Source organism: Enterobacter sp. BIGb0383 (genome assembly GCF_003751845.1).
In the GTDB taxonomy this organism is placed as follows: Bacteria; Pseudomonadota; Gammaproteobacteria; order Enterobacterales; family Enterobacteriaceae; genus BIGb0383.
Genome location: NZ_RJKQ01000003.1, coordinates 510,953 through 521,897 on the forward strand (window position 1 = coordinate 510,953; position 10,945 = coordinate 521,897).

The 10,945-nt window shown below is 56.2% G+C and carries 14 protein-coding genes; 5 read left to right on the plus strand and 9 right to left on the minus strand.

The genetic code is table 11. From position 1 onward, the window contains the following. Positions 1-41 precede the first annotated feature (41 nt). Positions 42-431, plus strand: a complete 390-nt coding sequence (locus tag EDF81_RS17990; protein ID WP_123349517.1) for a VOC family protein — start codon at positions 42-44, stop codon at positions 429-431. A 62-nt stretch (positions 432-493) separates the two neighbouring features. Further along, on the plus strand, positions 494-1,801 hold the full coding sequence (gene tilS / locus EDF81_RS17995) for a tRNA lysidine(34) synthetase TilS (RefSeq protein WP_123349518.1): 1,308 nt from the start codon (positions 494-496) through the stop codon (positions 1,799-1,801). 15 nt (positions 1,802-1,816) lie between these two features. Here the strand turns inward: tilS and rof are convergent, their stop codons facing one another. Further along, positions 1,817-2,077, minus strand: a complete 261-nt coding sequence (gene rof / locus EDF81_RS18000; RefSeq protein ID WP_123349519.1) for a Rho-binding antiterminator — start codon at positions 2,075-2,077, stop codon at positions 1,817-1,819. Further along, positions 2,064-2,264, minus strand: coding sequence for a YaeP family protein (locus EDF81_RS18005; protein WP_123349520.1), 201 nt, complete (start codon positions 2,262-2,264; stop codon positions 2,064-2,066). Before EDF81_RS18005 ends, rof begins: the two co-directional genes overlap by 14 nt. Positions 2,265-2,452: 188 nt before the next feature. Between EDF81_RS18005 and EDF81_RS18010 the strand changes: the two genes are divergently transcribed. Together EDF81_RS18010 and arfB are read left to right on the plus strand one after the other, a co-directional pair. Next, entirely contained in the window at positions 2,453-2,998 is a 546-nt protein-coding gene (locus EDF81_RS18010) for a YaeQ family protein (RefSeq protein WP_123349521.1), read from the plus strand. Beyond that, positions 2,995-3,417, plus strand: coding sequence for an alternative ribosome rescue aminoacyl-tRNA hydrolase ArfB (arfB, locus tag EDF81_RS18015; protein WP_123349522.1), 423 nt, complete (start codon positions 2,995-2,997; stop codon positions 3,415-3,417). The genes EDF81_RS18010 and arfB overlap by 4 nt, the downstream gene beginning before the upstream one ends. 20 nt (positions 3,418-3,437) lie before the next feature. Here the strand turns inward: arfB and EDF81_RS18020 are convergent, their stop codons facing one another. From EDF81_RS18020 to metN, 7 genes are all read right to left on the minus strand, one after another. Then, positions 3,438-4,217: a YaeF family permuted papain-like enzyme gene (locus EDF81_RS18020; RefSeq protein ID WP_123349523.1), complete on the minus strand. Its 780-nt coding sequence runs from the start codon at positions 4,215-4,217 to the stop codon at positions 3,438-3,440. Between the two features lie 76 nt (positions 4,218-4,293). Continuing rightward, positions 4,294-6,012, minus strand: a complete 1,719-nt coding sequence (gene proS, locus EDF81_RS18025) for a proline--tRNA ligase (protein ID WP_123349524.1) — start codon at positions 6,010-6,012, stop codon at positions 4,294-4,296. A 111-nt stretch (positions 6,013-6,123) separates the two neighbouring features. After that, a complete protein-coding gene (gene tsaA, locus EDF81_RS18030; protein ID WP_123349525.1) occupies positions 6,124-6,831 on the minus strand; it encodes a tRNA (N6-threonylcarbamoyladenosine(37)-N6)-methyltransferase TrmO in 708 nt (235 codons plus the stop codon). Then, positions 6,828-7,232 carry an Rcs stress response system protein RcsF gene (rcsF, locus tag EDF81_RS18035; protein WP_123349526.1) on the minus strand — a complete coding sequence of 135 codons (405 nt, stop codon included), beginning with the start codon at positions 7,230-7,232 and terminating at the stop codon, positions 6,828-6,830. Before rcsF ends, tsaA begins: the two co-directional genes overlap by 4 nt. A 107-nt stretch (positions 7,233-7,339) precedes the next feature. Continuing rightward, positions 7,340-8,155 (minus strand): methionine ABC transporter substrate-binding lipoprotein MetQ, encoded by an 816-nt coding sequence (gene metQ / locus EDF81_RS18040; protein WP_123349527.1) that lies wholly within the window; start codon positions 8,153-8,155, stop codon positions 7,340-7,342. Positions 8,156-8,195: 40 nt separating this feature from the next. Next, positions 8,196-8,849, minus strand: coding sequence for a methionine ABC transporter permease MetI (locus EDF81_RS18045; protein ID WP_123349528.1), 654 nt, complete (start codon positions 8,847-8,849; stop codon positions 8,196-8,198). Further along, positions 8,842-9,873 carry a methionine ABC transporter ATP-binding protein MetN gene (metN, locus tag EDF81_RS18050; RefSeq protein ID WP_123349529.1) on the minus strand — a complete coding sequence of 344 codons (1,032 nt, stop codon included), beginning with the start codon at positions 9,871-9,873 and terminating at the stop codon, positions 8,842-8,844. Before metN ends, EDF81_RS18045 begins: the two co-directional genes overlap by 8 nt. Positions 9,874-10,062: 189 nt before the next feature. Here metN and gmhB point away from each other — a divergent pair, with 189 nt between their 5' ends. Next, complete coding sequence (gene gmhB / locus EDF81_RS18055) at positions 10,063-10,635, plus strand: D-glycero-beta-D-manno-heptose 1,7-bisphosphate 7-phosphatase (RefSeq protein WP_123349530.1); 573 nt, start codon at positions 10,063-10,065, stop codon at positions 10,633-10,635. The last annotated feature ends 310 nt before the right edge of the window (positions 10,636-10,945 follow it).

A 10,945-nucleotide genomic window follows, 5' to 3' on the forward strand; every position in this document is an offset into this window, starting at 1 on the left:
GTTTTCACCGGTAACGTGCAGACAACAGAAAAGGAGAGGCTATGCTGGGTTTAAAACAGGTTCACCATATCGCCATTATCGCCACCGACTATGCGCGTAGTAAGGCGTTCTATTGCGATACCCTCGGTTTTACGCTGCAGGCCGAAGTGTATCGCGCCGAGCGTGACTCGTGGAAAGGCGACCTCGCGCTTAACGGTCAGTATGTGATTGAGCTGTTCTCATTTCCGTTCCCGCCGGCGCGTCCCAGCCATCCCGAAGCCTGCGGCCTGCGGCATCTGGCCTTCAGCGTGGACGATATTGACCGGGCAGTGGCGCATCTGACGGAGCAGGGCGTGGCCTGCGAAGATATCCGGGTCGATCCCCTTACCGCTAAGCGCTTCACGTTTTTTGCCGATCCTGACGGCCTGCCGCTGGAGCTTTACCAGCAGTAACGCTTGCCATCACCGAGAATGCCCGGTAACGTGCCGGGCAGGATCGGTTACCTTTCATCCCCATGACAACACTATCCCTTGCTCAAACTCTGACCGCGCACCGCCATTTTCTGCTGGCTTTCAGCGGCGGTCTTGATTCGACCGTGCTGCTGCATCAGCTGGTGCTCTGGCGTGAGCAACAGCCGGACATTTGCGTCCGGGCCATCCATATCCATCATGGGCTTAGCCCGTATGCGGATAGCTGGGTGACTCACTGTCAGCAGCTCTGTGCCCGCTGGCAGGTACCATTGCAGGTGGAGTACGTCACTCTGTGCGACGAGGGACTGGGTATCGAAGCCCATGCCCGGCAGGCGCGCTATCAGGCTTTTACCGACGCGTTGCGGCCCGCTGAAGTGCTGGTTACCGCCCAGCATCTCGACGACCAAAGTGAAACCCTGCTGCTGGCGTTAAAGCGCGGCAGCGGTCCGGCAGGGCTGTCGGCCATGGCGGAAGACTCGCGCTTTGCCGGGACGCGCCTGCTGCGTCCTCTGCTGAATACGCCGCGAGCGCAGCTGCTGGCACACGCACAGCAGCATGCGCTTGACTGGATCGAAGACGAGAGCAATCAGGACGATCGCTACGATCGTAATTTCCTGCGTCTGCGGGTGCTGCCGCTGCTGCTGCAGCGCTGGCCGCATTTCGCCCGGGCGGCTGCCCGCAGCGCGTCGCTTTGCGCCGAGCAGGAACAGCTGCTTGATGAGCTGCTGGCCGAAGACCTGGCCGGGCTGATCTCTCCTCATGGAGCGCTTTCGATTGCACCGCTGATGGAAAAAAGCGCCGCGCGCCGGGCTGCGCTGTTGCGGCGCTGGCTGGCGAACCTGGGCGCAGCGATGCCGTCGCGGGAGATGCTGGAACGACTCTGGCACGAGGTGGCGCTGACCCGCGAGGACGCAACGCCCTGTCTGCGCCTGGGGACGTGGGAGGTACGTCGCTATCAGCAGCAGCTGTGGTGGGTTAATCCGCTTCCGGGGCAAAGTGAAACCGTGCTGAACTGGCAGGATATCGCTTCCCCGCTCGTCTTGCCGGGCGGGCTGGGTCAGCTCAGGCTGACGCCCGGTGGCGAACTGCGGCCACCCCGCGACGATGAGGCGGTGTCGATTCGTTTTAAGGCGCCGGGAATGCTGCATATTGTCGGGCGCAACGGCGGACGCAAGCTGAAAAAAATCTGGCAGGAGCTGGGCGTCGCGCCCTGGCTGCGCGATACCACGCCAATGCTGTTTTACGGCGAGACGCTGATTGCCGCAGTCGGGCAGTTTGTTACGCGGGAAGGGCAGGCAGGGGACTCGGCGGGAATGACGCTACGCCAGGAAAGGGACGGGCAGAAGAGATAACTGCCCGTATATCTGTCAGGACTCGCTCACCACGACGGTGCCGATTTCAGGATGGCTAAAGCTCGCAATCTTATCAAGGCGGAGTTCGCGCGCGCCGTCGGGCGCTTCTACCACCAGGTACTCCACGTTTTTACGTGACAGTAAATCACTGGCCTTAGCCTTAAGCACTTCGCCGTCTTTCAGTTCCAGCGTCAGCAGAAGATGATGCTGGCAGGCGAGTTCGAGATTGTCATAGTCATCGCAGTTGATGGGTTGATAGGTATCATTCATTGACATAATCGCTCACCAGTAAGTTCGCGGCAGCATACGCCGCCTTTTCCTTGACCGACTCTGAAATGGTTGTATCCGCAGCCACTTCATTCAGCACGTTCAACACGCAACCCAGCGCGTCCGGGACATACCCTAAGTCTCCGCTGGCTATTTCCGCATACCTCTTGCGAATTAACTCACAATAGCGTTCCACATGGCCTCCTGTCAGTGACCTGACTTAACCGTGAGAGATAAATAAGCCTACGAAGATTAACTCTGTTTAGCAAGGTGACTATACCACAGTCATTTAAGCAATATCAGCAGCATGAGTGACGCATAACGTGACAGCGCTTTGCCCGTGGTTTCGCTACAATAGGGCCGATTAAGTAAAGGAGCAGTGTCATGGCGTTAAAAGCGACAATTTACAAAGCAGTGGTCAACGTGGCGGATATGGACAGGAACCAGTTCCTTGATGCCTCGCTGACGCTGGCTCGTCATCCTTCAGAAACCCAGGAACGCATGATGCTGCGCCTGCTGGCGTGGATAAAATATGCCGATGAGCGGCTTCAGTTTACCCGTGGCCTCTCTGCGGAGGATGAGCCAGAAATCTGGCTGCGCAACGATCATCTGGGGATCGACCTGTGGATCGAACTGGGTTTGCCAGATGAACGTCGACTTAAAAAGGCCTGTTCCCAGTCCGGCGAGGTGGCGCTGTTTGCCTATAACCAGCGCACTGCGCAGGTCTGGTGGCAGCAAAATCAGAACAAGCTGGCTTCGTTCCGCAACCTCACTATCTGGTATCTCGACGATGAACAGCTGGCACAGATTAGCGCCCTGGCCTCCCGGACCATGACGCTGCAGGCTACGCTGCAGGAAGGGATTATCTGGCTGTCGGACGGAGAGAGTAATCTGGAGCTGACCCTGACGCCCTGGCAGGTTCAGGCATGATTGAGATTTCGCGAACGGTGACGATTACCGACGATGAGCTGGAAATCACCGCTATTCGCGCGCAGGGAGCCGGCGGTCAGCATGTGAATAAAGCCTCGACGGCGATCCATCTGCGCTTCGATATTGGCGCCTCCGGCCTGCCGGAGTACTACAAAACGCGCCTGCTGGAGGCCAGTCACCATCTGATCACCGCTGATGGGGTGGTGATTATCAAGGCCCAGGAATATCGCAGTCAGGAGATGAATCGCGAGGCGGCGGTTGCACGGCTGGTCGCGCTGATCAAAGAGCTGACCACGGAACAGAAAAGTCGCCGGGCCACGCGTCCTACACGCGCATCGAAAGAGCGTCGGCTGACGCAAAAATCGCAGAAATCAGCGGTGAAGTCGATGCGTGGCAAAGTCCGTCGTCCGACGGAATGACCCGGCCAGCAAGCCTCGCGTTAGCGCAGCATACTGTGTCGGGCTTTGAAGTAGATCCCTGGTCTCAGGTGCCCGACATAGTGCAGCGGTTTAACCGGGACCAATGTCGGGACATCGCCTTCCCGCATATGCAGTAAATCAGCGGGGCTGACCCAGCCTGCATCCGCTGTGGTCAGCGGTTGGCCGCTGTACTGGAAGGCCGCGATCACAAACTGAGAGCAAAAATAGCGCTCGGGATCCGGGAGATCATTACCCAATTGTGAAGCTGCCAGGCCGTTCAGGCACTGACGGCGAAAATCCCGGGAAAAGGGATTCAGTGAGCAAAGCTGTTTAGTCACCATAAAGGGCATCATTTTCACGATACCGGCGTAGTTATAGCCCCGTCCCAGTTTTGCCGTGGCGAATTCGGCGATTTTAGCCGTTTGCTCCACCGTTAAATCCGCTCTGCGCAGGACAAATAGCTTATCGCTATGCTTGATAGTGTCCGCCAGCGGCACTATCTGCACGCCGGAGCCGACGGCTTCAGCAACCCGGCCTTCACCGATATACAGCGCAACGTGACTGACGGAAGAGGTACTGAACAGGCGGATGCCAAAGGATGTCGCGCCCACGGAGGAAGAAAACAGCAGATCGCCCGTTAACAGCTGGGACTCATCGATATCCCGATAGCTTTTTCCCGGAGCAGAACTGATGCTTTGCAGTGCGAACGCGGGGATGGGGGAATTCTGGCCGGAAGACATATCCAGCGTGCAGCCCGAAAGACCGGCCGCAATTAACAGCAGTAGCACACTCTTTTTCATACCGAAATCCTTGTCAGTACAGCATCCTTAAAAAAACGCCTCACATTGGTGAGGCGTTATCAGGCAGTAGATTAGCTTAGCGTGGGATCTGCGCCAGAAGATATTCGAGAATATCACCGGTTTTGATCATCTGCTTCTCACCGTTGCGGCGATATTTATATTCAATATCGTCGGTATCCAGGTTGCGGTCGCCGATCACGATCGTGTGCGGGATGCCGATCAGTTCCATATCGGCAAACATCACGCCCGGACGCTCTTTACGGTCGTCCATCAGCACTTCGACGCCCTGCGCACGCAGGTCGGCATACAGCTTCTCTGCCAGCTCCTGTACGCGGAAGGATTTGTGCATGTTCATCGGCAGGATAGCGACCTGGAACGGCGCGATAGCGTCCGGCCAGATAATGCCGCGGTCGTCGTGGTTCTGCTCAACGGCAGCCGCCACTACGCGGGTGACGCCGATACCGTAGCAGCCCATGGTCAGGGTCTGGTTACGGCCATCTTCGCCCTGGACTGACGCTTTCAGCGCTTCGGAGTACTTGGTACCCAGCTGGAAGATATGACCCACTTCGATACCGCGTTTGATCAGCAGCGTACCCTGACCGTCCGGGCTCGGATCGCCTGCAACCACGTTGCGGATATCGGCCACTTCCGGCGTCGCGGTATCGCGATCCCAGTTAATGCCAAAGTAGTGTTTGCCGTCAATGTTGGCACCGGCTGAGAAGTCGCTCATCGCCGCGACGGTACGGTCGATCACCACCGGAATCGGCATATTCACCGGACCCAGAGAACCCGGACCGGCGTTCACGATTGCACGGATTTCTGCTTCGGTTGCGAAGGTCAGCGGGCTGGCAACCTGCGGCAGCTTCTCTGCTTTGACTTCGTTCAGCTCGTGATCGCCGCGAACCAGCAGGGCAACCAGCGGGTAGCTGCTGCCTTCAACGGCTTTCACCAGCAGGGTTTTCACGGTCTTTTCAATCGGCAGATTGAACTGCTCAACCAGCTCGGCGATGGTTTTGGCGTTCGGCGTATCGACCAGCGTCATCGCTTCGGTTGCGGCTGCGCGCGGCGTGGACGGCGCAAGGGCTTCAGCAAACTCAATGTTGGCCGCGAAGTCAGAGCTGTCAGAGAAGATCACATCATCTTCGCCGCTCTGCGCCAGCACCTGGAACTCATGGGAAGCGCTGCCGCCGATAGAGCCGGTATCTGCCTGTACGGCGCGGAAATCGAGTCCCATACGGGAGAAGATTTTGCTGTAGGCTGCGTACATGGCGTCATAAGTTTCCTGCAGCGATTCCTGGCTGGTGTGGAAAGAGTAGGCATCTTTCATCAGGAACTCGCGGGAACGCATCACCCCAAAGCGCGGGCGCACTTCGTCACGGAATTTGGTCTGGATCTGGAACAGGTTAAGCGGCAGCTGCTTGTAAGAGCTCAGCTCGTTGCGGATCAGATCGGTGATCACTTCTTCATGGGTTGGACCGAGCACAAACGGACGCTCGCCGCGATCGACAAAGCGCAGCAGCTCCGGGCCGTACTGCTCCCAACGACCGCTCTCCTGCCACAGGTCGGCTGGCTGAACCACCGGCATGGACACCTCAACCGCACCGGCGTTGTTCATCTCTTCACGCACGATGTTTTCGACTTTTTTCAGGACGCGCACGCCGGTCGGCAGCCAGGTGTACAACCCGGAGGCCAGCTTGCGGATCATCCCGGCGCGCAGCATCAGCTGATGGCTGATCACTTCGGCGTCGGCAGGTGTCTCCTTCAGGGTGGAGAGCAGATATTGGCTAGTACGCATGTTGTTACGGTTCCATTTGGACAATTGGAACAGGCTGAAGGCCAGCCTGATGCAAAAAAAGTGGTTTAGTTTATCAGCCCGGCAGAGTTGCCAAAAGAGAGCGGCGTAAAATTAGCGCGCTTCCAGCGCAAAGACTTCAAATCCACGTTCGGTCACCCGCCAGCGCACGTTGAAATCCAGCAGCCAGACGGCGTAGGTTTTGCCGCTCTCTTCCTCTTTGCGATAGGCCGGGCGTGGATCCTGCGCCAGCACATCGCGAATAAAGGTGCCCAGATGCGGGTAGCGTTGCTCCAGCGACGGCAGCTGCTGCGCGATATCCTCGGCAAAGTACACGGGGATATCGGCCTGAGGAGCCTGCTGTGCATAGCTGGCCCGGGCATCGGGGAGCGATTCGGCAAAGGGAAGGTAGGGCTTGATATCGACGACCGGCGTACCTTCCACCAAATCCAGACTGCCCAGCTCCAGTATGACCTGGTCTTTCTGGCTGCGGATGCCTTTTAGCTCAACCAGCGACATGCCGACAGGGTTGGGGCGGAACGTCGAGCGTGTGGCAAAGACGCCCATCCTGGCATTACCGCCCAGCCGCGGCGGGCGAACGGTCGGACGCCAGCCGCCTTCCATCGTTTGATGAAAGACGAACAGCACCCAGATATGACTAAAGCCCTCCAGGCCGCGCACTGCATCGGCCTGATTATAGGGCGGGAGTAAGTGCAGTTCGCCGCTGCCGCTTTTCACCAGGCCTGGCTGGCGTGGAACGGCGAACTTTTCTTTATAGGGTGAGCGTATAACGCCTATTTGCTCAAACTGAAATGCACTCATTGCGCCGGAACGTTGAGCGCGGAGCCTACGCAAATAGCCTGGCGATAGCAGCCCGGCGTGCCGCTGGTAATTTCACAGCTGTGCAGAAGAACGGCGTTCGCTTTCATTCGTGAGGCATTAATCTGCATGCGTTTACGTGCAGTCTGGACATTCGGCGGGGAGTCCTGGTTGCTTGCCTGGCAGGAGTCGCCGGTCACTTCACCGAGGTCGCGGAACGGTTTACCCAGCAGTTCTTCAGCATTGGTGTAGACTCTTACCGGCGCCGGGCGCGGGGCTTTAACTTTCGCAGGCTCTGCTTGCTTCGGTGTTGCCGTGCTTTGCACAGGTTCAACGGGAGATCTGCTTAGCAAGTTACAGCCGCTCAGCGTGAGTGCTAATAAACAGATCGGTAAAGCACGCATAATATTTCCTCTGTGAGTAATAAACGAGGCCGCTATTGAAGCAGCAGCCTGTACAAATGACAAGACGGGCTTTCGCCCGTCCTGAATGATATTACAGACTGAGGAGATTACCAGCCTTTCACTGCGCCGCCGTTGAATACTTTGTTGGCCGCTTCGCTCACTTCGTCAGACTGGTAGGCCTGAACGAATTTCTTCACGTTGTCCGCATCTTTGTTATCTTCGCGAACCACGATCAGGTTGACGTACGGGGAGTCTTTGTCTTCAACGAAGATGCCGTCTTTCGCCGGAGTCAGGCCGATCTGGCTGGCGTAGGTGGTGTTGATCACGGCCAGAGCGATCTGTGCATCGTCCAGGGAACGCGGCAACTGCGGAGCTTCGAGCTCAACAATCTTCAGGTTTTTCGGGTTTTCAGCGATATCCAGCACGCTTGGCAGCAGACCTGTACCTTCTTTCAGTTTGATCAGGCCCACTTTCTGCAGCAGCAGCAGGGAGCGACCGAGGTTGGTCGGATCGTTCGGTACGGCGACCTGAGAACCATCCTGAAGCTCGTCCAGAGATTTGATTTTTTTCGAGTAGCCAGCAATCGGATAAACAAAGGTGTTACCGGCAGCAACCAGTTTGTAGCCGCGATCTTTGATCTGCTGATCCAGGTACGGTTTGTGCTGGAAGGCGTTGGCGTCGATATCGCCTTTGCTCAGGGCTTCGTTCGGCAGCACATAGTCGTTAAAGGTCACCAGCTCGACGTCCAGGCCGTATTTCTCTTTGGCCACTTTCTGGGCGACTTCAGCAACCTGCTGTTCTGCACCGACAATCACGCCGACTTTAATATGGTTAGGATCTTTTTCATCCTGGCCGCAACCCACCAGAGCCAGAGAACCAATCAGGGCACCAACGGCCGCAAAGGTTTTGAATTTAAACGCCATGCTATTTCCTTACTCTATGAGTTTTGTGTTGTGTATAACGTTACTTGTGCGTCACAGCCCGGACGATACGATCGCCACAGATTTGAATTAAATAAACCAGAATGACCAGCAATACCAGAACGGTATTCATCACTAAAGGATTATAGGAAACGTAGCCGTACTGGATACCCAACTGACCCAGACCACCGGCACCGACCGCGCCGCCCATGGCCGAATAGCCAACCAGCGTAATCAGGGTAATGGTCGCCGCGTTGACCAGGCCCGGCAGCGCTTCAGGCAGCAGGACTTTACGCACGATCTGCATCGGCGTGGCGCCCATCGCCCGGGAAGCTTCAATCAGGCCAGCCGGCAGTTCCAGCAGGGTGTTTTCCACCATACGCGCAATAAAGGGAGCTGCGCCCACGGTCAGCGGGACAATAACCGCGTACAGACCGATAGAGGTGCCCACGATCATACGGGTGAACGGAATCATCCACACCAGCAGAATAATGAAGGGGATCGAACGGAAGACGTTCACCAGCGCCGAAATCACACGGTACAGGTTCGGGTTCTCCATGATCTGGCCCGGACGGCTGACGTAGAGCAGCACGCCAAAAGGCAGACCCACAGCAAAGCCGAGGAAGCCTGAGGAGAACGTCATAAACAGCGTTTCCCAGATGCTACGGGCGAATAACCACATCATTGCCTCAGACATAACCCAGTACCTCTACTTTAACGTGGTGTTCCTGCAGCCAGGCAATGGCGGCTTGCGTTTCCTGCTGGGTGCCGTGCATTTCGGTCAGCATAATGCCGAACTTCACGCCACCGGCGTAGTCCATCTGCGCGCTGATAATATTGTTGTTAACATTGAAACGGCGAGCGGTTTCCGACAGCAGCGGGGCATCGACCGACTGGCCGGTAAACTCCATCCGCAACATCGGTACGCTATCGGCAAAGGCTTCCGGCTTCAGGCGCAGGCTGTAATCTTCCGGAATATCCAGGTGTAGCGTCGACTGAATAAACTGCTGGGCCAGCGGCGTCTTCGGATGAGAGAAGACTTCGCTCACCGTGTCCTGTTCAATCAGCTCGCCATCACTAATAACGGCAACGCAGTCGCAGATGCGCTTCACCACGTCCATTTCATGGGTGATAAGCAGGATCGTCAGTCCCAGACGGCGGTTGATATCTTTAAGCAGTTCGAGAATGGCGCGGGTTGTCGCCGGATCCAGCGCGCTGGTGGCTTCATCGCACAGCAGTACTTTCGGATTGCTTGCCAGCGCACGGGCAATCGCCACACGCTGTTTCTGCCCACCGGACAGGTTTGCCGGGTAGCTGTCGTGCTTATCCGACAGTCCAACCAAATCAAGCAGCTCGCCAACGCGGCGCTTAATCTCATCCTTAGAGGTATTGCCCAGCTCCAGCGGCAGCGCCACGTTACCGAAAACGGTACGGGAAGAGAGCAGATTAAAATGCTGGAAAATCATGCCAATCTGGCGACGTGCGGCGGTGAGCTGCGTCTCGGAAAGAGAGGTCAGATCCTGACCGTCGACCAGCACGCTGCCCTTTGTTGGACGCTCAAGCAGGTTAACACAGCGAATAAGCGTACTTTTACCGGCACCGGATGCGCCGATCACGCCGTAAATTTGCCCGGCAGGGACATGCAGGCTGACATTATTCAGCGCCTGAATGGTGCGGTTGCCCTGCTGGAACACTTTGGTGATGTTTGAAAGTTTAATCATTAGGGTGTTTATTATCTTAAATTAGTGAGCCATGGCATATTCTGCTGTCAGAACAGCGCAACGGCCGTCAACGAAATGGATGTTAAGGCATCCAGACGGCTAAAGCAATCGAGCGCTGCATGATGATGGCTTTCCTGTGCATCGAAACATGCGATACTAGCGCAACATGCCTTATTAAGGAGCAACACGGTGGCCCAATCCGTCCCCGCTATTTTTCTCGACCGCGACGGCACTATTAATGTCGATCACGGCTATGTCCACGAAATCGACGACTTCGAGTTTATCGATGGCGTTATTGATGCAATGCGTGAATTAAAAGAAATGGGTTACGCGCTGGTGGTGGTAACCAACCAGTCCGGTATTGCCCGCGGTAAGTTTACCGAAGCGCAGTTTGAAACCCTGACCGAATGGATGGACTGGTCGCTGGCCGATCGCGGTGTCGATCTCGACGGTATCTATTTCTGTCCGCATCACCCGCAGGGTAGCGTAGAAGAGTTCCGCCAGACCTGTGACTGTCGTAAACCGCATCCGGGAATGTTTATCTCTGCCCGCGACTATCTGCACATCGATATGGCCTCTTCTTATATGGTAGGCGATAAGTTTGAAGATATGCAGGCAGCTGCCGCCGCGGATATTGGTACAAAGGTACTGGTACGCACGGGCAAACCGGTAACGGAAGAAGCAGAAAATGCAGCGGATTGGGTGATTAATAGCCTGGCAGAGCTGCCTGCAGCCATCAAAAAGCTGAAAAAACAGGCGTAGCGTCGAAAACGTGAGCGGTCGTGGTTTTTTTTACTATTTCCTCTTGCCTTCCTCTGACGGCTCCCTATAATGCGCCTCCATCGACACGGAACATGTGAACAACTTCACGATGTACCGCAGAGTCGACGAGAGAAAACTTCTGAAAAATGAGGTTGACTCTGAAAGAGGAAAGCGTATTATACGCCACCTCGCGACAGTAAGCCGAAAGGCGCGTCGCACTGCTCTTTAACAATTTATCAGACAATCTGTGTGGGCACTCGAAGATACGGATTCTTAACGTCGCAAGACGAAAAATGAATACCAAGTCTCA